This window comes from Clostridium sp. CM027 (assembly GCF_024730565.1).
Lineage (GTDB): Bacteria > Bacillota > Clostridia > Clostridiales > Clostridiaceae > Clostridium_AD > Clostridium_AD estertheticum_B.
This window is the reverse complement of the sequence record NZ_CP077725.1, coordinates 1,643,275-1,665,222: the sequence shown is the minus strand read 5'-3', so window position 1 is coordinate 1,665,222 and position 21,948 is coordinate 1,643,275. Positions and strand designations below refer to the sequence as shown.

Genomic DNA, 21,948 nt, shown 5'->3' with positions numbered 1-21,948 from the left:
AACAAAGGATGAAATCAAAAAAAAGAAGTATAGTCATTGCATTAATGGTGTCAATGTTCCTTGCAGCTGTAGAGGGAACAGTTGTGACTACTGCGATACCAACAATAGTTAAAGAGCTAAATGGGTTTGAACTTATAAGTTGGGTTTTTTCTGCTTATTTATTGACAACAGCCATTTCTACACCAATATACGGAAAATTAGCTGATTTATATGGAAGAAAAAACATTCTTTCTATTGGAATAATAATTTTTTTAGTTGGGAGCTGTCTTTGTGGGTTATCACAAAACATGTATCAGCTTATAGCTTTTCGTGCAGTTCAAGGAATGGGAGCAGGAGCAATATTTACAGTTACTTATACTATATTGGGTGACATTTTTACTGTTGAAGAAAGGCCAAAGATCCAAGGATGGTTAAGTACAGTATGGGGGATAGCAAGTTTAGCTGGTCCTTTTTTAGGGGGGTTTTTAATAGACAATTTCTCATGGCATTGGATTTTCTTTATAAACCTACCTTTTGGAATAATATCTATAGTGATTTTACAAAGAAATCTAATTGAAACTTTTGAGAAAAAGAAACATAAGATAGATTATGTAGGTGCTTTATTATTTTCAGTTGCAATTATAACGTTTTTACTGGGTAGCTTAGCAGGTGGAAGAAATAATATTATAATAGCTTTAGTAGTTACAATTGCAGTGATGATTGTGTTTTATTATGTGGAAAAAAGAGCGGATGAGCCTATTATACCTTTTGAAATTTTCACAAAAAGTAGCACCATTGTAAATATAATAACATTTTTAGCCGCAGGGATTTTAATAGGAATAGAGGTTTATTTACCTATATATATGCAAAATGTTTTAGGATTTAGTCCTACAGTTGCTGGAGTGTCTATGGCACCTATGTCTATTGCTTGGTTCTTATCTTCATTTGTTTTGTCTAAAGCTATCCCTAAATATGGTGGAAGAATAGTGATTGGCGTATCTACTCTAATTTTGCTTATTAGTTGTGTGTTTTTGTCTACTTTAAGTAGTGAATCTCTATTAGTATCAGTTATAGTTTATGGGTTCATTATGGGATTTGGATTTGGAGGAGCTTTTACTACATTAACAATAATGGTACAAGAGTCAGTGGGATATAACAAAAGAGGCGCAGCTACAGCAGCGAATTCCCTGGTGCGTACACTAGGTCAAACTATAGGCGTAAGTGTTTTTGGAATTATATTAAATATGAATATAATTAAATATTTCAATAATATAGGAAGAAAGGGAATAGAACCTAACAATTTGTATTCCAAGGCAACTTTGAGTAGTGGAGTAAGTTTGCAGCAGATAAAGCAAGCTTTAAATTCAGGGCTTCATGAAGTATTTATAATATTTATCATAATTGCTTTAGCATCATTGGCACTTTCTTTTATATTTGACTCAAAATTAAAAAATAATTCATGTGAACAATAAGTTATTTAATTAATTTTTCTTCAATTTGTTTATCATTAATTTGTTTATTCATAAAATTTTCTAGTAGGGTCTTTATTAAGGCTATAGTGGGAACTCCAAGTAACATTCCTAAAACACCAAAAAAACCTCCCCCAAGAACAATTCCTAGTATTATAAGTAGTGGACTAATCCCAACCTTATCTCCAATAATCTTTGGAGATATGAACCACCCATCAATATTACTTAAGGTTGTAATAAATAGTACCAACTGAACACATTTCATTGGGCTAAAGAATATTGTTATTATAACAGCGGGAATCATCCCTATAATATTTCCAAAATAAGGGATCATATTTGTTACACCTATTACTAAACTAAAAGGTAAAGCGTAAGGTATTTTTAATATCGTAAATCCTATAAAAGTAATAATACCAAAAATAATAGAGTCAATCATTTTCCCAACAAAATATTTCTTAAAAGTAGTGTTAACTATCTTAAAAAAATCAATTATTTTAATAGCAACTGTTTCATTTAAAACAGAATAAACAAATTTTTTAAGATTAAAAATAATAGATTCTTTATCAATCAAGAAGTAAATTGAAATTACGATTCCAGACATTAATTTCATAAAAAAAGAACCCAAACCCATTAGGTAATCAATTATAAGTTGAAAACCGGGGCTAAAATATGCAGATACATCCTTATTAAAAGAACTAAGGTAACTATCTAAGTAAGAAGTAGCATCAAATTTGTTTAGTAGTTCATTTTTAGATAAAAAATTGGTAGACCATTTATACGCTTTATTTGCAAAGTGAGGGATATTATTAAATAAATCAACGGAGCTTTTAATAATATTAGGAGTAACTAAAGTGATTATAAAAATTATTATGCCTATAAATAATGTGTAAATTATGCATATACTATAAATCCTTTTCATTTTTGTTCTCTTTTCAATAAACACCATAAGCGGGTTAAGTAAATAAGCTATGACGAAACCCCAAATAAAATAAGTAAGTAAAGAAAAAAAATTATTTAATATTGAACCTATATTTTCAACGTTGTTTACTATTCTATAAAGTAGAAGGGCAATTATAATAATAGGGACAAGCTGTATATATGGTATCTTTTTATATTTAATCAATGCAATTCCTCCAGTCAATATTTAGCCGCTTGTTATAAGATCAATGTAGTATTATGTAATTGTAATATTGTAGATTAGAAGAAGATGATTGTAGCTTATTTAATTATATCATTCTTAAAACAATTTATTAATATTCATTTTTAAAAAAATTAACGACATATTGCGTAATAATAGTAGGTTACAGAAATAGGTAACACACCTTACAATTTCTGTTTGCAAACATGTGCAATAATGTGCTATAATATAGTTATATTTAAATACTAATGTTATCTTTTAGGTAGTGATGCTGATTTTTTTATTTATTTGTATAAATAATGGATATAACATGGAAATTCAATAAATATATTTATGAAAACATGAAAGACAGCAGGGTAATTCATGTTGTCTTTTAATGTTTGTAATTATATACATTGAATTTTCAGTTACTTGTAGTTAAAAAAATCATATCATTTTAAAGTTCAACACAAATTTTAGTGAAAATTATTAGTGGTAACATATGTACATAAAATAATAAACAGAAAGGCTTTATAAGCCAAGAGGAGCGAATTATTATGGAAGAAATGATTTTAGATGCATTTGAAAGAATTCCAACAAATAAAAGATTTGTAGAGGAAGGTTTTATTGCAGGTGTAATGTATGGCGATGGCGTTAAGGAAGCAACTTCAATAAAGGTTCAAGACGTTGAATTAATAAAGATTCTTAAAAAACATGGTTCTAATGCTAAAATATGGATTAAATACGGAGAAGATAAAAAATTTGGATTTATAAAAGAAATTCAAAGACATCCTGTAACAGCAAAAATTAATCACATAGACGTACAACTTGTTTCTAAAGATCGTGAAATAAAAATGCAATTACCTATTTCTTTCAAGGGAGAAGAGAATGTAGCAGCCAATCTACTTGAGTTGAAGATTTATAAAGCTGAGATAGATGTTGTTGGAAGCATGGGTATATTACCTGATGGAATAAGTATTGATATATCACAAAAAATACTTGGAGATACAATTACAATAAAGGACTTTGATTTAAATAATCAAATAAAAGTTACTGATGATGAAAATCAAATTTACGCAGCTATAGCACAAATGAAAGAAGAAGTGACTGAAGAAGTTACAGCTGAAGCAGTTGTTGCTGAAACTGAAGCTAAATAATAAAATAGTAATTATATAATAATAAAAGGATGAACATGAAAAGTTCATCCTTTTATCTATTATGGATAAAATTTAAAATGTTTTGATGATGAGGTAAGAAAAAGAATATAAGCAAATAGATACTTATTATTGTGAGTAAAATTAGGAGGCTAAAGAATGGCAAATATATTGAGATATTCAAAAAAACAATTAGATAGAACATTAAAAGATTTCGGAAAGAGAGAAAATATAGGTTCTAATGACATATCCGAGTGGATAAGACTAATAAACGATTTTATATATGAATTTGAACTAAAGTCTGAAGTTAATGAAGTAGATAAACTTTCTATAACAACTAGCAAAGAAGAACAAGTGGTAATTGAAAAAATGATGTATGCACTAGAAGGTACAAAAACTTCTTTGAATTACATTTTTGATGGTAATATTACTTATATAGAAGAATAGGTTATTATAACAATAAAATAAATATTAAAGGAAGCCATTTAATTAAATGGCTTCCTTTAAAAAGTATCATATCATCGAAAAATTATTAAATGGAATCTAAAGAACATATAAATAAAAGTTTATTTTGAACTAGTACCTTTATTTGCATAGGATTGATTATTTAGCTTTTTTGTCTCTTCTAAAGCAGCATCACTATTGCTACTACTCATATTAGACATACCAGCACTTGATTGACTATTTAATTGTTTTGTTTCTGCTAAAGTAGAGTCACTAGTGCTGCTAGACATATTTGACATAGCAGAATTTGAAACACCACTAGTACCTTTATTTGAAGCTGATTCATTATTTAATTGAATTGTTTCTTGTAGAGTGGAAGCACTAGTGCTACTAGACATACCAGCATTTGAGTAAGAGCTTGAACCTCCATTAGCTGCTGATTGTTTATTTAATTCTTTTGTTTCTTCTAAATTGTTATTCATAAGTATCTCTCCCTTCTAATATAAAAATTACACTAATCAAGTACAGTATATAGTTTACCCATTTTATCTTAAAATATAGATGAAAATATTGAGAATTTTTACTTGAAATTTTAAGATTGTAAAAATTTTAAGATCTTATTATATATCGTAGCAGCGGCGATGTGATATTTAAAAAATAAATCTAAATTGTGAAGTTTATAAGTTATATTGCAATAAATATAATAATCAGTTATACTAAATATAATGATATATTAACGTATTTTTTTCTTTATCAATGTGTAAACGATTCAATAAGACTAATTTCAAAAAGGAGTTTTGCTAAAATGGCTAAATATATAATGGCACTTGATCAAGGTACAACCAGTTCAAGGTGTATACTATTCAATGAAAAGGGACTTATTGTAACGTCCGCTCAAAAAGAATTTACTCAGATTTTCCCAAAAGGAGGGTGGGTAGAACATGACCCAATGGAGATATGGTCAAGTCAAATTAGCGTTGCAACAGAAGCGATGGCTGAAGTTAATGCTACGGCGTCTGATATAGCAGCAATAGGTATTACAAATCAAAGAGAAACTACTGTAGTTTGGGATAGACGAACGGGAGTTCCGGTATACAATGCAATTGTATGGCAATGTAGAAGAACTGCAGAGACTTGTGATGAATTAACACAAAAAGGATTTGATAAAATTGTTAGAGCTAAAACGGGATTGATTTTAGACGCTTATTTTTCTGGAACAAAAATAAAATGGATATTGGACAATGTAGAAGGCGCTAGAGCAGAAGCTGAAGCAGGAAATTTATTGTTTGGCAATATAGATACTTGGTTAATTTGGAATTTAACAAAAGGAAAAACATATGTAACAGACTATTCTAATGCTTCAAGAACAATGCTATTTAATATTCATGAACTTACATGGGATGACGAAATTTTAGAAACATTGAACATACCAAAATCAATGCTCCCAGAAGTAAAACCTTCAAGTTGTGTATATGGCAACACCGATATTTCATTGTTTGGAGGGGAAATTCCAATTGCTGGAGCGGCTGGAGACCAACAAGCGGCATTATTTGGACAAACTTGCTATTCACCAGGAACAGCTAAAAACACATATGGGACAGGCTGCTTCATGCTTATGAATACAGGAGACAAAGCAATTCAATCTAAACAGGGATTACTTACAACGATTGCTTGGGGAATAGATGGAAAAGTAGAGTATGCTCTTGAGGGTAGTGTATTTATAGCTGGAGCAGCTATACAATGGTTAAGAGATGAGCTACGCATGATTGACAATGCTGCTGATTGCGAAGAATATGCTAATGCGGTAGAAGATACAAATGGAGTATATGTAGTTCCGGCTTTTGTTGGACTTGGAGCACCGTATTGGGATCCTTATGCAAGAGGAACAATTGTAGGTCTTACAAGAGGAGCAAAGAAAGAACATTTAATAAGAGCAACTCTCGAAGCGCTTGCTTACCAAACACATGATGTTTTAAAAGCAATGCAAGAAGATTCTGGAATTATACTTACAGAACTTAAAGTAGATGGAGGAGCTTGCAATAACAATTTCTTAATGCAGTTTCAATCTGATATTTTAAACGTTCAAGTAGACAGACCAGAGGTTACTGAAACTACAGCACTCGGTGCGGCTTATCTTGCAGGGCTAGCAGTAGGATATTGGAAGAGCAAAGATGAAGTAGCAAAGCATTGGGCAATATCAAGAAGTTTCAAACCTAGTATGACAGAAGAAAAAAGAAAAGAATTACTTCATGGATGGCATATAGCTGTTAAAAGATCAGGCATAAAACTTGAATAGTAGTAACGAAATATTAATTGTTAATAATAATTTGTTATGCTATTATTAACATATGAAATATAAAAGAATAACCTAACACAGGGGAGTTGGATAGGCCAACTGAGAGAAAGAACTTTAATTCTTTGACCCTATAACCTGATCTGGATAATGCCAGCGTAGGAAGTTGTTTATTGGTGTATTATATATGTATATATTTTTATATATCAAGATAATTTAAACACGAATCCTATGGGTTTGTGTTTTTTGTTTTATAAATAAAATGGATGAATAGTGCCGCAGGTGATGATTTAACATTTAAAAAACAATTATTTTAGGAGGGAATTGATATGAAAAAAGTTTTAACTATAGCAGGTTCTGACAGCTCAGGAGGAGCAGGTGTACAGGCAGATTTAAAAAGCTTAAGTGCGAGTGGCGTATACGGGATGAGTGTAATTACAGCGATAACAGCACAAAATACTATGGGGGTTTTTGCAGTGCAAGACTTGGGCGAAGAAATCATCAAGGCACAAATTGATGCTATTTTTACAGACATAGTTGTAGATGCGGTTAAAATTGGTATGGTTTCTGTGATCTCAACTATTGATGTGATAAGTGAGAAATTAAAACAATACAAGCCTAAAAACGTAGTACTCGATCCCGTAATGATCTCAAAAAGCGGTTATTCACTGTTAAAGCCAGAGTCAAAAACGGCTTTGGTTAAAAAATTAATTCCACTAGCGTCAATTATTACACCTAATGTCCCTGAGGCTGAAGAAATTTTAAAAGAAGTAAATTCAGATATTACGAGCATTGAAACAGTAGTAGATATGGAAAGTGCAGCAAAAGAAATGTACAAGCTAGGATGCAAAAATGTGCTTTTAAAGGGAGGACATATGCAGGGGGAAGCCGTAGATGTGTTTTATGATGGAAGTGAAATTACACATTTTACGTCTGAGAGAATAAATACAAAAAATACTCATGGAACTGGATGTACTTTGTCTTCAGCCATAGCTGCAAATTTGGCGCTTGGCTATAGCATGAAGGATTCAATAAAAAATTCAAAGCAGTATATAACAACTGCTATAAAGCATTCTTTAGATATTGGGCATGGGGTGGGACCTACAAATCATTTCTACGAATTATATAAAAAAGCAGGGATGGCAAATGATTAAGGATAGTGAAAAACTGGATTTTTAGCAGCGAGTTCTGTAAACTTAATAACACAAAGTTTAAGGGGAGTAAATAATGTATTAGTATGTATCATATTTATAGCAGTAGATATTACTTTATAAAACGTTATTTATTACTTGGAGCTACAATGCCCGTTATGATTATTACAGGATTTATATAAACAATAATTTGGAGGATGATGTCAAAATGGAAATTAATAAGAAAATAATTAAATTACTAAACAATTTAAGAGAAAAAACCCCATTGGTGCACCAAATAACAAATTATGTTACCGTTAATGATTGTGCCAATATTACACTAGCAATAGGTGGGTCACCGGTTATGGCGGAGGATATTCATGAAGTTCGCGAGATGGTATCACTTGCATCTTCACTTGTTATAAATATAGGAACATTAAATAGTGTAATTATAGAGGCTATGATTGAGGCAGGAAAGATGGCAAATGAATTAAACATACCTGTTATCTTAGATCCTGTCGGAGTAGGTGCAACAACTTATAGAACAGAAACTTGCAAAAGAATTATAAATGAAGTGAAATTAGCAGTTATTAGAGGGAATTTATCTGAAATAAAAACAATTTATGGTATTAAAACTATAACAAGAGGTGTAGATGCTAGTGAGAGTTTTTCTGTAGATAGTAATGAATTTACAAGAGAGAAAGAAATGGCAAGGAATTTTGCTGTTAAATTTAATACGGTAGTAGTTATAACAGGTGCTGTAGACATTATATCAGATGGTAAGACTCTTTACACCGCATCTAACGGTCATAAAATAATGTCTAGGGTTACAGGTACAGGATGTATGTGTACTTCCGTTATTGGTTGTTATTTAGGCGCTGGAGATAATAATTTAATAGCAGCACTCGCAGGAATTGTTTCAATGGGTATTGCAGGAGAAACAGCTTATGAAAGCTTAGATAAAAATAGCGAAGGATCAGGAACATTTAAAGTGAAAATGCTAGATGCTATTTACAGTTTATCTGAAGCTCTAATAATGGAAAGGAGTAAAATAAATGAAGAATAATGTGAATTATAGCCTTTATCTCGTTACAGATAGAGATGTGTTAGTGGATTTAGATATATTTGCAGCGGTGGAGGAAGCAATAAAAGGCGGGGTTACATTAGTCCAGCTTAGAGAAAAGAGATTAAGTACTTTAGAGTTTTATAATATTGCAGTGAAAATAAAAATTATTACAGATAAATATAAGATTCCCCTAATAATAAACGATAGAATTGATATTGCACAGGCCATAGATGCAGCGGGGGTACACATAGGTCAAAGTGATATGCCAGCGACTATCGCGAGAAGTATAATAGGAGATAATAAGATACTAGGGGTTTCTACTGCAACACTTAAGGAAGCACAAAGGGCAGAAAAACAAGGAGCAGATTATGTGGGTGTTGGAGCGATGTTTCCTACAACTACTAAAGATGATGCAAGTGCAGTTTCTGTATTAAGTTTAAAAGAAATAAAAGAAAAAATTTCTATCCCTGTAGTTGCTATTGGTGGAATTAATGAAAAAAATGTAAATTTATTAAAGATAGCAAATATTGATGGAATAGCTGTTGTTTCAGATATTCTCGGGAAAAAATCTGTAAGGTCATCAGCAGAAAAACTATGTTCTTCCATAAAGCAGAAATAATAGTGGGGGGGGATTTATAATGTTTATCAAGCCGACTGGATTCGAAAAGAACCTATCTGGAAACGAGGTAGATAAGGTAATCTATTCAAATATTCCAGGATTAAAGGAAAAAATGCTTTGCATGAACTATTGGACAAAATTGAGTGGCATGAATAAAGATATTATGAATGTACAGGAGATTGAAGCATACAACAAGAGTAGTTTAACAACTGTTGGATCAATTGTGAACTTAGAAAATTACGAAGAATCCTTTAGCATGCAAGAATTAATAAACAAGATAAATACTATTAGTTCTATGCCAAAATCTGAAAGATTCCATGAGGATGGGAAATTAGTAGTTCAAGAATATTATAATAAGTTAATAAAGAATTGCAATATTGAAAAATTAATGGACTTATTGGATATCAAATATGCAATAACCATTAGAAAGACTGTGATGAGGACATTCCCAACCTATGATAAAATATTTAAAACTGGAGATAACTATGAATTTGACAGATTTCAGGAGACCGCTGTTTATCCTGTTGAACCAATTGTAATTCTGCTATCAAGTGTGGATAAAAAGTGGTATTTTGCACAGATGTATAATTATTTAGCATGGATACCCGAAAAAGATGTGGCAATATCTAGTAAAGAAGAAATTTTTGATTATCTTAAAACAGAAAATTTCTTAGTAACTACAGGGAAAAGAGTATTTACAAATTATAACCCATTAAATGAGCAATTATCAGAAGTGAAATTTGACATGGGAATTAAAATACCACTTGCAGATATTAAGGAAATAGAAGGGGATATTTATGGTCAAAATTCCGCAGGTAATTATGTGGTTAAGCTTCCAACCAGAGATAATAAGGGAAATGTAGAATTCAAAAAAGCTCTGATTGCAAAAAATGAAGATATCTCATTAGGGTACTTACCTTATACCAGAAAAAATATCATAGTTAATGCCTTTAAATTTTTAGGCGAAAGATATGGATGGGGTGGAATGTTCAATTCTAGAGATTGTGCAAGTTTTATAATGGATGTTTATAGAACTATGGGTATTAAGCTTCCTAGGAATTCCGAGGATCAGGGGAAACTCGCAGTGGGCAATTTCTATGAAATGCCGGAAAATATGACTATGGGAGATAGAGAAAAGTTGCTGAATAAATTGAAGCCTGGAACGTCAGTATTTATGAATGGACATACAATGATTTATATAGGTAAAGAAAAAGGTCAATATTATGCTATTCATGATTTTTCAGGCTTTTATAAACCACAGCAGGACGGGAGCTTAAAATATTATAAGGTACGCGAAGTGATGGTTTCTCCATTGTGTATAGTATTATCAGAGGATGGTAAAACATATATTGAAGGATTATACGGAGCTAGAGATTTTGTTAATGTGGATTAATTAGCCTGACCATTTCGGTCCAGCGAAAAGCAATAGCTCCTCCAATAAATATAGATATACGATATAGTATGAAGTTTATCCATAGTGTTTTGAAATAAGAAGAGCAGAAACATTAGAATTTCTTAATGAAATTTCACGTTTCAATCTCTTATTTCAAGTCACGTAGGAGAAACTTCATAGATTGCACTATTATTTGTTCCTAGAAATTATATCAGCGTGGATTTTACTCCATGCATAATCTAGCGCAGAATCTAAATTATTATTATTCTTACCACCACCTTGTGCTGAAAAGGCACTTCCACCACCTTTGCCGTCTATTAGAGTTATGGCATCTTTTAAAATAGAGCTCATGCTAATTATATTCAAATCCTTAGAGCACATAAATAAAAGATTTGCTTTATCTTGAGATTTTACTCCAAATAAGACTATAACTTTTGGAGAGGATACTAATTTTGTTGCTAACATATTAGTATATTTTAAATCCCCATTATCATAAATGCATTTAAGCATCCTGATATCTTCTATTTTTGGGGCTGCCTCTAACATATTTTGAACTTCGTACTGCGCAACCTCTGACTTTAGGGCCCTTTTTTCAGTAAGTGCTTTATTAAGTTCATCTGAAAGTCGTTCTACAACGGACGAAACTGTAGCATTATTGCAGGAAAAAAGTTTAGACATTTTTTCCATGGATTCATGTTTTAAGGCATAATCAGAAACAGCCCTTTGTCCACATATAAATTCAATTCTTATTCCAGTCTTATACTTTTCAAATTTTGTAACCTTAATTAATTGAACCTCAATAGTTGAACTAGGATGTAGACCACAACATGGGTTTATATCAATATCACCTATTTTAACTATTCTTACTTTTTCACCAGCTTTTATTGGGAGTTTTTTTAGCGATAATTTTTTTAGTTCAGAGTTAGTTGGATATAGTACTTCTACTTTAATATTGTCTAATACAATTTTGTTAGCTTTTTTTTCGGCAATTTTAATTTCATTATTGCCAATAACTTTATCAATATCAATAGTTGTAGAATCCGTGCCGAGGTGAAACCCAATAGTAGTTGCATTAAATAGATCAGAAATAGCAGCAGAAAGTATATGCTGCCCTAGATGCTGTTGCATATAGTCAAACCGTTTATCAAAGTCTATGATGCATTTAACCCTATGAATTTTTAAAGGGTTCACGGCAACTACATGATAAATTTTTTCATCTTCTTCATACACATAGGTTACAGCAGCACCATTTATATATCCAGTATCACTTGGTTGACCACCACCTTCAGGGTAAAAATAGGTTTTGTCAAGTTCAACGTGATACTTGTTTTCTTTTTGGATTACGTTTATGACTTCAGCTGTAAATTCTGCTTGATATGGATTTTCGTAATATAACTTTTCCAAAGTTTTGCATCTCCTTTTGCGAGCTAGGCTTCAATAGAATACATGATGTGTTTTTAATCTAATTGTACCATAAAAATATTATGCTACAAAATAATACCGGGTTTTTACTTTGATTTTGTCATAAATTAGTAATAAATTCTAAATTATACAAAGAAAAATCCGAAAAAAAAAGGTTTACACTATATTTTGTAGAATATAATATTTTGAGAATGTTCTAAAAATAAGTCAATTCAGTTATAAAGTTAACGACATTTCAATGGATTTTTAAAGGGGAAATTAAAATGAGTGAATATGTTAATGATAATGTATTACAAGAAACAGATATTGATAAAGTTATTGAGTTATCAAAGGTTTTGTTATTTGAAAATGATAGAAATGCTTTGCATAGCAAGTTAATTAATATAATAAATAGTTATTTTAAAGTTAAAAGGGTATTAATTTTAGAGTGTGTAAATAGAAATTTTGAAGTAGTAATAGAATGGAAAGAGCAGTGTGGTGAAGCAATTTTTTATAATGAAAGAAATATTAAAGACACCTCTAATATATTTAGAGGCACCTCTAATATATTTAGAGGCATTATAGAAGAAGTCTGTGATTGCAAAAAAGAAAAAGTAATTAATAAAGGTAGTGAAGGTTTTGAAGTTTTTTACCCATTGATTTACAAGGAAGAGTTATTAGAAATTATATACATAGAGAAAAATCTTGAATATAGTAATATGGATTTAAAAATGCTTAAGCTAATTTGCTTTCAGGTTGCGGCTGTTATGGAAAGAATAAGTATAGAAGAGGCTAAAGTTCAGAAAATTGAAAGTGAAGAAGAATATAAAAAGTTATTTGAATTATCTCCTGATGCTATATGTGTGCTCAGCGGTGGGAAAATAGTATTAGCTAATCCTGCGACTGAAGGATTATTCGATGTGAAGGACTCTAAGGATATAATTGGAAGAAGTATTATGGAGTTTGTTCATCTTGATTACATTGATATTGCTAGGAGTAGAATAAATATAATATATGAAGGCGGAATGACGACACCATTTATTGAAGAGAAATTTCTTACAAGTGGTGGGTCTGTTATTGATGTTGAGTTAGGCACAGCTGCTTTTAAGTATAAGGGGGAGCTAGCAGTTTTAATAGTGACTCGCAATATTGACAAAAGAAAAAAGATGGAGAGAAATCTAAGGGAGAGTGAAACACTATTAAGGGAGATAACTGAAAATACTTCTGATATGATTATAAAAACAGATACTGATGGTAGAATTAAATATATTACAGCTGCTCAAAAGGCGATACTTGGGTATGCTACAGATAATGTCATTGAAAGGCACGTTTTTGATTTTGTTTACGGGGATGATAAGAAAAATGTATTAAGGGAAATTAGAAAACTAATTACTTCAACTACAAATGAAAAATTCAAATGTAGATGCTTGCATGCAAATGGAGATATTGTATGGTTAGAGATTTGTGGTAGTAAATTATTAGATGATAATAATAAAGTTAAAGCCTTAATATTGTCATCAAGAGATATTACTAAGCGACTTGAAAATGAAGGGATAATGAAAGAAAATGAGGAAAAGACAAGATTTTTAAATCAAGCAATAAAATATGATAGATTTAGGACGGATTTTTTTGCGAATATATCTCATGAATTAAGAACACCGATCAATGTTATTTCTGGTACTATCCAGCTTATGGAACTTAAATTCAAGGAACTCTTTAATGGAAATGAGGGTAAAAGCAAGGAATATTTAAAAACTATGAAACAAAACTGTTATAGATTAATAAGATTGACTGACAACTTAATAGATGTAACAAAAATAGATGCAGGATATTTTGAAATTCATTTAAGTAATTGTAATATTGTTAGTATTATAGAGGAAATAACTTTGTCTGTAGCTGAGTATGTATCAAATAAAGGAATATCACTTTTATTTGATACAGAAATGGAAGAAAAAATAATAGCTTGTGATAAAGATAAAATAGAAAGAATAATGTTGAATCTCATTTCAAATGCAATAAAATTCACAAATTCAGGTGGAAATATTTTAGTATATATTTTTGAAAAAAAAGATAGTGTTGTAATCTCTGTTAAGGATACAGGTATTGGAATAGAAAAAGAAAAGCAACAATGCATTTTCGAAAGATTTATTCAAGTTGATAAGTCACTTACGAGAAATAGAGAAGGGAGTGGCATAGGATTATCTTTAGTTAAGTCGTTAGTAGAAATGCATGGAGGTAAAATGTTTTTAGAAAGCGAGATTAATATAGGAAGTAAATTTAGTTTTGAACTTCCTATAAAAAAGTTACTAGATATTGAGGGAGTTTTTGTTGATAATAATTTGAGTGTTAGTAGTAATATTGAAAAGATTAAGATTGAGTTTTCAGATATATATTAATGTCTACTACCTTAGAGTAACACAGGAAACCGTGCTATAAATAGCACGGTTTTTTTATAAGCTACCCTGCAAGGTAGGGTTTTTAAGCAAAAATCCTGTAACAGAGAGTGAAATTTAAGAATTTGATTATTTTAGGTGATTAGCTTATTATATATATAGGGGTATTAATATTTAGTGAAGTTAATGCCGTGCTTAAAAAAGTATTAATTCGAAGAAAATCTTATGTTTTAAGGAGAAAATTTATGAAAGATAAAAGAATACTACTAGCTAATAGTTTATTATTAGGAGCGTTATTGTTATTTATTTCAATACCCTTAATAGCAATAAGGGTATTTAGATTACATGGTTCTATAAGCGGGGATACCTCACTTCTGCTTTCTGGAGGGGCCAGTGTTATAGCACTTGGTGGAATTGCTTTATTATATTGCAGGATTACTAAAAGAAGCTTTAATAAGGTAATGGTAATAAAGAAGATATCTCTAAAGCAAGTTTTTTTAATTATGTCTATATCAGTCGGTACTTATATTTTTGCAATAGGCGTTAATATGATAAGCATGAAGTTATTTCCCATTGCAATAAAGGATAGTATGGCAATATCTAAATTACTAAACAGTAGTTCAACATTATTAGGGTTAGTGGTGATAGTTTTGGTGCCAGCATTTTTTGAGGAAATATTTTTTAGAGGAATTTTCTTAGATGCTTATGAAGGGATAAATAAAAAAATTAAATTTTTTATAATAACTGCAATCTTTGCAACCTTTCATGGTAATGTAATGCAAATTATTTATGTAATGTTTTTGGGACTTGTTCTATTAAAGGTAAGGGAATATACAGGATCGCTTGTAGGGAGTATGACACTTCACGCAGTAAATAATGCAATATCTTTTATTTTAAGTAAAGTCGTAATGAATTATATGAAGCTTGTGAATAATGGAATAAAGAATGGTGTGATAGATCAAACACAAGTACAAGCAGCTGCGACAACTGATGCAATGAATGCTAGTTTAACTGTGATTTTACTTAGAGCTTCAATATTTTTACTAATCGGAGGATCTATATTATTTATAAACTTAAGAAAATTAAAAGAATATAAAGAGGAAAAAGATGGATTAGATCTCATTGAAGAAGAAAAGGACATTGAAGGAAAATATATAGCAAGAAAAGAAGAAATTATAGATATAGATAGAAAACAATATATTCCATTAGTTATATATTTTATTTCTATGACTGTGCTGGTTGTTCTAAGGTATTAAAGCATCTTCTGCGAAGATGCGTATCGGGGAATTTACAGCTTGACAATTTTTTTCTTTATGATAGAATATAAAAATATAAATTTTAAATCGTATAACCCCAATAATATGGTTTGGGGGTTTCTACCAGGAACCTATAATTCCTGATTACGAAGAAGATACAACTATGTTTATCTTCTTTGTGGTCAGGATTTTTTATTTTTTGCTAATTAAATCATCTCCTGTGGAGCTGAAATGTCATTAAAATTAAAAGGAGGACAATATGGAATTTAAAAATTTACCTAAAATTGATTTACATTGTCATTTGGATGGAAGTGTAAGACCGGGAACAATAATTGATATAGCAAAAGAAGAGGGTATAAGTATTCCCTACTATGATATTGAAAATATTAGAAAAGAAGTTACAGCCCCAGCAGAATGTAAATCTCTTGATGAGTATTTAAAAAGGTTTGAAATTCCGAATTTAGTAATGCAATCAAAGGAGAGTTTAAGAAGAATTACATTTGAACTTCTTTGCGATTGTGCAAAAGAAAATGTAAAATATATTGAAGTTAGATTTGCACCACTACTTCATATAACAAAGGGTTTAAGTGTAGAAGACGTAATAGAGAGTGTAATATCTGGGATCAAATATGCAGAAGAGAAATATGATATAAAAGGAAATGTAATACTTTGCTGCATGAGATTTATGTCTATTGATAAAGCCTTTGAGGTTGTAAAAGCTGGCAGAAAGTACCTCTTGAAAGGTGTAGTTGCAATAGATTTATGTGGATCTGAAGGAGAAGGCTTTTGTGAAAAATTTATAGAACCTATATCATTAGCTAAAGAATATGGATATAGAGTAACTATCCATGCAGGTGAAACAGGAATAGGAAAAAATGTCCTTGAAGCAGTGGAACTTTTGGGGGCAGAAAGGATAGGTCATGGAGTATTTATTAAAGACTGCATTGAAGCCTATAACATTGTAAAAGATAAAGGAATTACTCTTGAAATGTGTCCAACAAGTAACATCCAGACTAAAGCAATTGATACTTTTGAAAAACACCCAATTTATGATTTTTTTAATGATGGAATAAGGGTGAGCGTCAATACTGATAATAGAACTGTATCTGACACAAATATGACTAAGGAATGCGATGTATTATTAAGAGAATTTAACATTACGTTTGAGGAATATAAACAAATTTATCTTAATAGTGTTGATGCAGCATTTGCTGATTTAGAAACAAAGGAATGGTTAAGGAAATATATCTAAGTGATTAATACCCTAGTATATTAATCAAAAATTTGGTAGAATAGTATTATTATAAGTGATATTATTTAAATAAGGTTAAATACATACCAAGTGATAATCTAAATTTAGTAGAACTTAATAAATGGGCGGGCAATTTGATGTGTGGAACACTAGGATATGCCAATCCTATATATTTATTAAAAAAAAAGAAATGAGCGAAATAGAAGACTAGATTACAAATTAAGTTTTTTAAATAAAGAGCAGATTTCATCCCATATTTAGGGGTGAAATCTACTCTTTGTTTTTAAATAAGTTTCGAACGTTAATTAACTTTCACGCGTGTTAGAATTATTTTACATTTATTTTTATCCCTTAATTGTATATTATACAAAATATAATACTTGGGTATTTTCTATATACTTATGTTAAACTAAAATTCACGCGAATAAATGTTAGAATAAATTCTAATATATTGGTAACTTACAAAGAGGAGGGAAGTGCGTAAACATCGGAAGAAATTATTTAAATAGGTTGGTGAGCAAATTGAAAAGAAAAAGGGTGAGAAGTAAAAGGATTTTTTTTGCAGGTATGTTATTTTCCATAGCATTTATGGGTCTTGTGAGTAGAATGGTTTATTTAATGGTTATTAATGGGTCAGATTATAAACAGCTGGCATTAAACAATTGGACAAAAACTATAAAAATAGCTCCCCAAAGGGGGGAGATTCTGAGCAGAAACGGTTCAAAATTGGCATTAAGTGCAGATGTTTACAGGGTTGATGTTGATTTAAATGTATTTAAAAGATACTTAGAAGTTAAAAAAATACCTGAAGAACAAGCCATTGAACAATTGTCGCAGAAACTGGATGTTAAAAAGAGCGAATTTGAAAAAATATTAGATAGTAAAGATGGCAATGGCAAGCTACTTAAATTTGTATCATTGAAGAGAAAGGTTGATAAGAAGGGTGCAGATGCGGTTAAAGATTTAAAATATAATGGCATAATAATTTCAAACGATGTAGAGAGAATGTATCCAAATGATAGCGTTTTATCCCAGGTTATCGGACATACCAATTTGGAGGGAAATGGAATAAGTGGAGTAGAACAGAGTTATAATAATGAATTAGCAGGTATTCCCGGGGTAAAAGTGACAGAAGTGGATAGGAATAATAATGAATTGCCCTATAAAGAAGCAACCACGGTTCAACCTGTAAATGGAAAGGATTTAACATTAACTATAGATGAACAAATTCAAAATTTAGCTGAAAAAGTAGCAAAAGAAACATTGGATGAAAATAGTGCAAAGTCTGTAAGCATAATAATTATGAATCCGCAAAATGGTGAAATTTTGGCTATGGTTAATACACCGGGATATAATCTAAATAAGCCTTATGTAGAAGGGAAAACAGATAGTGAAGTACAGGAAATATGGAAGAATAGAGCTATCAGTAATGTGTTTGAGCCAGGATCAATTTTCAAGGTTATAACAGCTGCTGCTGCACTTGAAAATAACGTGGTGACGGACCAGGACCGATTTGTAAGTAATGGAAGCATTAAGGTTGGAAGTACAACATTGTATAATGATAATAAAGAAAATCATGGGGTTGAGACTTTTTCAGATATAATAAAAAATTCCGATAATGTTGGATTTGTTAACCTGGGACAAAAAATTGGAGAGGAAAATTTTTATAAATTTTTAAAGGCGGCTAACTTTGGACAGAAAACCGGTATAGATTTGCCAGGTGAAAGTACTGGCTTAATAAAGGATTTAAATAGTATTAAACCTATTGATCTTGCTACAATGGCCTATGGTCAAGGTGTAGCGGTTAGCCAAGTGCAGTATATCGCTGCCTTCAATGCAATAGCTAATGGAGGTACATGGATAAGACCCCATGTTATGAAAGAGATATCACATATGGTGGAAGATAAAAAAGTTGTGGATAAAAAATATGATAATCTTGGTGAAAAGGTTATAACCAGCAAAGAAAAAGCAGCTGAATTAAGAATGTATTTGGAAAGAGCTGTTAAGGAGGGAACTGGAAAGGATACCTATATGGAGGGGTACCGCATAGCTGGAAAGACAGGAACTGCAAATAAGGTTAACAGTACTGAAGGGGGTTACGGTTCTGGTAAATATGTAGCATCCTTTGCAGGTATGGCTCCTGCTAATAATCCAGAGGTAACATTGATAGTTACAATAGAAGAGCCAAACCCGGAAAAATATTATGCTGCCCAGACAGCAGTACCGGCAGCACGTAAGTTATTTTCAGGGTTGTTTAGAATACTTAACATGTCTACGGAAAATGTGAGTGATACAAATTAATACTAAATGAAAATAAAGAGCAGATCTCATCCCATATTAGGGATGAGATCTGCTCTTTGTTTTTTGAATAAGTATCGAATATTAATTAACATTCACAGGTGTTAGAATTATTTTGCATTTATTTTTATTCCTTCTTTTTTAGCCTTATGCTGAAAGATCAAACCTAAAATTTGCAAAGCAATTAATGGAGTTAAAGCAACCATGGCAATTACGCCAAATCCATCGATTAATACATTCGCTCCTTCAATGGCCTCAGCGGCACCTTGTGCAAAGGCTAAAATAAAAGTTGCTGCCATTGGACCAGAAGCTACACCGCCAGAGTCAAATGCTATTCCTACGAATAGTTTCGGCACAAAATATGACATAATAATTGAAATTGCGTATCCTGGTAAAAGAAAATGCCACAACTGAATCCCGGGTACAACTATTCTTAACATTGATAATGCTACTGCAAAGGCAACTCCGATAGAAAGAGTAAAAATTACTGCCTTCTTTTTTATATATCCATGAGTAACAATTTCTATCTGATCTGTAAGTACATGCACAGCCGGTTCAGCTAATATTACCACTAATCCAAGTATGAACCCAACAATGACAAGAATCCAACTACTATGTAGGGAAGCAATACTGTGTCCGACTACAGTTCCAATCTCTATAAAACCAGCATTTACTCCTGTTAAAAATAATATCAGTCCAATAAAAGAATATAGAATACCTCTCAATATCTTTGAAAATTCCTTTTTTGAAAGCTTAAATGATATTTTATTGAATATAAAAAATAATAATAATAATGGAAGCAAGGTGAAAAAAACTTCACTTATCATAGTTGGCAATTTTTCAATAAATGGATTTATAATTGAGGTTGAGCTGACAGTACTAGTGCTTAGGTCGCCAACAATTTTATCAGACTTTGATATAAGGCTCATAATAATAACGGATAAAATAGCGCCTGTGGATGCTACTGCTACTAGTCCGAAACTATCTTCTTCCGAGGATATTCCATCTTTTTTTATTGAAGACACTCCTAACGCAAGTGCTAATATAAATGGAACGGTCATTGCGCCCGTAGTAGCACCAGAAGCATCAAATGATATTGCTAAAAATTCAGAAGATGTAAATAAAGATAGAACAAAAATAATCAAATATATTGCAGTTAACATTTTCTTTAATGATTTATTATAAATTATTCTTAATAAACCTATAGATAGCATAATTGCAATACCAATAGATACAACAACTAAAATCGAAAGTTTAGTTATTGATCCCGATGTTACAGTACTAACTTGAGAAGCAAGAATTTGCAAATCTGGTTCAGCAATTGTAATAAAAAAACCGAGTATTAATCCCGAAAAAACTAAGACCAATACTTTACTGTTTTTAGCAAGAGAACTTCCCATTAAAGTACCAATAGGGGTAACTCCAGTGTCCACACCAAGTAAAAATATAGACAGTCCAAATATTATGAAAATTGCGCCTATTAAAAATCTAAGTATTAGATGTGTTTCAAGAGGGATGATTGTAAAATTCAATAGTAATACTATTAAAGTAATTGGGAGTACAGAAAATAAAACTTCTTTAAATTTTTTAATAATGATATTCAAATATAAGACACCTCCATTTAAAGTCTAAAAATTAGGATATATATTGTTATTTATTTGCGTTTAATATGTAAAAATTCAATGAAATTGTTCACTTGCTCGAGTTCTTGGTCGGTTAGATCATCAGTGCCAGTAAGGTGTACAGTGGTAATAGGAGAATGGGTGCTATCCATATATCCTGCCGCTTTCATAATATCATCGTAGGGCATCTCAAGAGCTCTTGCTATGCATTTTAATACCAGTGGTGATGGATTCTTTCTTTCTCCATTTTCAAGTCGATGTATCTCCGTATGACTTATGTCTGCAAGTGAAGCTAGCTTACGACTAGATAAATTTCTTGAAGTTCTATGTTCAAAAATAAATTTCCCAATATCGCTCACGATAATACCTCCATTAAAATAATATATTGTAAGTATAACATATTTGTAACCTAAAAGCAACAATATCATGCATTTCGGTTCTCATAGGTTCCGTAATTATTGAAGAATAGAGGGAATAAATGTTGAAATGGAAGGAAATAAATCATGAAGGATGTGGTTAATTATATATCCTTACTAACAAAGCACTGATTTACAATAAATTGGTGCTTTGTTAGTGGTTTTCCAAAAAAAACAGCGATTTGTATACGGATTGCTGTTTTTTTTATATAAAATATGGTATAATATAAAGTGATTGGAAATTAAGCGCGGATGAAAAAACATACGAAAAACTTGTATTTTGTATGTTTCCTGGATGATTAAGAAGGAAGGAAAAGAAAGATGATAATGCTTCAGAAAATATATAATCTTTGTGAATGTTTTGAAAAGCAAGATAGAAAAGCATGTATTGTTAAATTAATAGATAAGGGCTACAGCGAAGGGTCTGCAACAATATATTATAACATTTGGAGGAGGCATTACATGGATTCGAGTAGTAAAGATTTAATGCTTTCAGGTATTTATATAGAAACTCATAGAGTAAGAAAACTTTTAGAAGAGTGTACTTTTATGGAACGTCAAAGGTATCTTGAAGCTTTAAGTAAAGAGCAACTTGTTAGAATAGCACAGGCAGTACTCAAATAAAATTACAAAACAAATTTGTTAA

At 31.1% G+C, this 21,948-nt stretch carries 18 protein-coding genes and 2 riboswitches; of the genes, 13 read left to right on the top strand and 5 right to left on the bottom strand.

Features of this window, described 5'->3' with window-relative positions; genetic code table 11:
* Positions 1–8 precede the first annotated feature (8 nt).
* Positions 9–1,451, top strand: a complete 1,443-nt coding sequence (locus tag KTC92_RS07965) for an MDR family MFS transporter (RefSeq protein ID WP_220286501.1) — start codon at positions 9–11, stop codon at positions 1,449–1,451.
* Between the two features lies 1 nt (position 1,452).
* Here KTC92_RS07965 and KTC92_RS07960 read toward each other — a convergent pair whose 3' ends face one another.
* Positions 1,453–2,571 carry an AI-2E family transporter gene (locus KTC92_RS07960; protein ID WP_216302916.1) on the bottom strand — a complete coding sequence of 373 codons (1,119 nt, stop codon included), beginning with the start codon at positions 2,569–2,571 and terminating at the stop codon, positions 1,453–1,455.
* Between the two features lie 551 nt (positions 2,572–3,122).
* Between KTC92_RS07960 and KTC92_RS07955 the strand changes: the two genes are divergently transcribed.
* A complete protein-coding gene (locus KTC92_RS07955) occupies positions 3,123–3,722 on the top strand; it encodes a 50S ribosomal protein L25 (RefSeq protein ID WP_216302915.1) in 600 nt (199 codons plus the stop codon).
* Positions 3,723–3,878: 156 nt separating this feature from the next.
* The gene (locus KTC92_RS07950) at positions 3,879–4,166 is read left to right on the top strand and encodes a hypothetical protein (protein WP_165413144.1); all 288 of its coding nucleotides are present in this window, start codon (positions 3,879–3,881) and stop codon (positions 4,164–4,166) included.
* 119 nt (positions 4,167–4,285) lie between these two features.
* Here KTC92_RS07950 and KTC92_RS07945 read toward each other — a convergent pair whose 3' ends face one another.
* Positions 4,286–4,645: a hypothetical protein gene (locus KTC92_RS07945; RefSeq protein WP_216302913.1), complete on the bottom strand. Its 360-nt coding sequence runs from the start codon at positions 4,643–4,645 to the stop codon at positions 4,286–4,288.
* 323 nt (positions 4,646–4,968) lie between these two features.
* Here KTC92_RS07945 and glpK point away from each other — a divergent pair, with 323 nt between their 5' ends.
* From glpK to KTC92_RS07920, 5 genes are all read left to right on the top strand, one after another.
* Positions 4,969–6,459 carry a glycerol kinase GlpK gene (gene glpK / locus KTC92_RS07940; RefSeq protein ID WP_165413142.1) on the top strand — a complete coding sequence of 497 codons (1,491 nt, stop codon included), beginning with the start codon at positions 4,969–4,971 and terminating at the stop codon, positions 6,457–6,459.
* Between the two features lie 69 nt (positions 6,460–6,528).
* Positions 6,529–6,639, top strand: a riboswitch (TPP riboswitch).
* 146 nt (positions 6,640–6,785) lie between these two features.
* Positions 6,786–7,610 (top strand): bifunctional hydroxymethylpyrimidine kinase/phosphomethylpyrimidine kinase, encoded by an 825-nt coding sequence (gene thiD, locus KTC92_RS07935; RefSeq protein ID WP_216302911.1) that lies wholly within the window; start codon positions 6,786–6,788, stop codon positions 7,608–7,610.
* A gap of 205 nt (positions 7,611–7,815) precedes the next feature.
* Complete coding sequence (gene thiM, locus KTC92_RS07930; RefSeq protein WP_216302910.1) at positions 7,816–8,652, top strand: hydroxyethylthiazole kinase; 837 nt, start codon at positions 7,816–7,818, stop codon at positions 8,650–8,652.
* Positions 8,642–9,271, top strand: a complete 630-nt coding sequence (gene thiE / locus KTC92_RS07925; RefSeq protein ID WP_216302909.1) for a thiamine phosphate synthase — start codon at positions 8,642–8,644, stop codon at positions 9,269–9,271. Before thiM ends, thiE begins: the two co-directional genes overlap by 11 nt.
* Before the next feature lie 19 nt (positions 9,272–9,290).
* Positions 9,291–10,664 carry an SH3 domain-containing protein gene (locus tag KTC92_RS07920; protein WP_220286500.1) on the top strand — a complete coding sequence of 458 codons (1,374 nt, stop codon included), beginning with the start codon at positions 9,291–9,293 and terminating at the stop codon, positions 10,662–10,664.
* Between the two features lie 189 nt (positions 10,665–10,853).
* Here the strand turns inward: KTC92_RS07920 and KTC92_RS07915 are convergent, their stop codons facing one another.
* Complete coding sequence (locus KTC92_RS07915) at positions 10,854–12,068, bottom strand: DHHA1 domain-containing protein (RefSeq protein ID WP_220286499.1); 1,215 nt, start codon at positions 12,066–12,068, stop codon at positions 10,854–10,856.
* 281 nt (positions 12,069–12,349) lie between these two features.
* Between KTC92_RS07915 and KTC92_RS07910 the strand changes: the two genes are divergently transcribed.
* The 4 genes from KTC92_RS07910 to KTC92_RS07895 all read left to right on the top strand — a co-directional run bounded on the left by KTC92_RS07910 (position 12,350) and on the right by KTC92_RS07895 (position 19,267).
* Positions 12,350–14,461, top strand: a complete 2,112-nt coding sequence (locus tag KTC92_RS07910; protein WP_220286498.1) for a PAS domain-containing sensor histidine kinase — start codon at positions 12,350–12,352, stop codon at positions 14,459–14,461.
* A 242-nt stretch (positions 14,462–14,703) separates the two neighbouring features.
* A complete protein-coding gene (locus KTC92_RS07905) occupies positions 14,704–15,714 on the top strand; it encodes a CPBP family intramembrane glutamic endopeptidase (RefSeq protein ID WP_220286497.1) in 1,011 nt (336 codons plus the stop codon).
* A gap of 67 nt (positions 15,715–15,781) precedes the next feature.
* Positions 15,782–15,881: riboswitch (purine riboswitch) on the top strand.
* A 92-nt stretch (positions 15,882–15,973) separates the two neighbouring features.
* Positions 15,974–16,966, top strand: a complete 993-nt coding sequence (gene add, locus KTC92_RS07900) for an adenosine deaminase (protein WP_216302904.1) — start codon at positions 15,974–15,976, stop codon at positions 16,964–16,966.
* A 522-nt stretch (positions 16,967–17,488) separates the two neighbouring features.
* On the top strand, positions 17,489–19,267 hold the full coding sequence (locus KTC92_RS07895; RefSeq protein ID WP_220286496.1) for a penicillin-binding protein 2: 1,779 nt from the start codon (positions 17,489–17,491) through the stop codon (positions 19,265–19,267).
* A 107-nt stretch (positions 19,268–19,374) separates the two neighbouring features.
* Here KTC92_RS07895 and KTC92_RS07890 read toward each other — a convergent pair whose 3' ends face one another.
* Together KTC92_RS07890 and KTC92_RS07885 are read right to left on the bottom strand one after the other, a co-directional pair.
* On the bottom strand, positions 19,375–20,868 hold the full coding sequence (locus KTC92_RS07890) for a DUF1538 domain-containing protein (RefSeq protein WP_216302902.1): 1,494 nt from the start codon (positions 20,866–20,868) through the stop codon (positions 19,375–19,377).
* A 50-nt stretch (positions 20,869–20,918) separates the two neighbouring features.
* Complete coding sequence (locus KTC92_RS07885; RefSeq protein WP_165413131.1) at positions 20,919–21,245, bottom strand: helix-turn-helix domain-containing protein; 327 nt, start codon at positions 21,243–21,245, stop codon at positions 20,919–20,921.
* A 519-nt stretch (positions 21,246–21,764) separates the two neighbouring features.
* Between KTC92_RS07885 and KTC92_RS07880 the strand changes: the two genes are divergently transcribed.
* Complete coding sequence (locus tag KTC92_RS07880) at positions 21,765–21,926, top strand: hypothetical protein (RefSeq protein WP_165413130.1); 162 nt, start codon at positions 21,765–21,767, stop codon at positions 21,924–21,926.
* Positions 21,927–21,948 lie beyond the last annotated feature (22 nt).

Bases quoted from the DNA above. Each gene is read 5' to 3' on its own strand.
- KTC92_RS07910 (WP_220286498.1), top strand. From the start codon at position 12,350: ATGAGTGAATATGTTAATGATAATGTATTACAAGAAACAGATATTGAT.
- KTC92_RS07880 (WP_165413130.1), top strand. From the start codon at position 21,765: ATGGATTCGAGTAGTAAAGATTTAATGCTTTCAGGTATTTATATAGAA.
- KTC92_RS07945 (WP_216302913.1), bottom strand. From the start codon at position 4,645: ATGAATAACAATTTAGAAGAAACAAAAGAATTAAATAAACAATCAGCA.
- thiM (WP_216302910.1), top strand. From the start codon at position 7,816: ATGGAAATTAATAAGAAAATAATTAAATTACTAAACAATTTAAGAGAA.
- glpK (WP_165413142.1), top strand. From the start codon at position 4,969: ATGGCTAAATATATAATGGCACTTGATCAAGGTACAACCAGTTCAAGG.
- KTC92_RS07905 (WP_220286497.1), top strand. From the start codon at position 14,704: ATGAAAGATAAAAGAATACTACTAGCTAATAGTTTATTATTAGGAGCG.
- KTC92_RS07920 (WP_220286500.1), top strand. From the start codon at position 9,291: ATGTTTATCAAGCCGACTGGATTCGAAAAGAACCTATCTGGAAACGAG.
- thiE (WP_216302909.1), top strand. From the start codon at position 8,642: ATGAAGAATAATGTGAATTATAGCCTTTATCTCGTTACAGATAGAGAT.
- KTC92_RS07950 (WP_165413144.1), top strand. From the start codon at position 3,879: ATGGCAAATATATTGAGATATTCAAAAAAACAATTAGATAGAACATTA.
- KTC92_RS07955 (WP_216302915.1), top strand. From the start codon at position 3,123: ATGGAAGAAATGATTTTAGATGCATTTGAAAGAATTCCAACAAATAAA.
- thiD (WP_216302911.1), top strand. From the start codon at position 6,786: ATGAAAAAAGTTTTAACTATAGCAGGTTCTGACAGCTCAGGAGGAGCA.
- KTC92_RS07965 (WP_220286501.1), top strand. From the start codon at position 9: ATGAAATCAAAAAAAAGAAGTATAGTCATTGCATTAATGGTGTCAATG.
- add (WP_216302904.1), top strand. From the start codon at position 15,974: ATGGAATTTAAAAATTTACCTAAAATTGATTTACATTGTCATTTGGAT.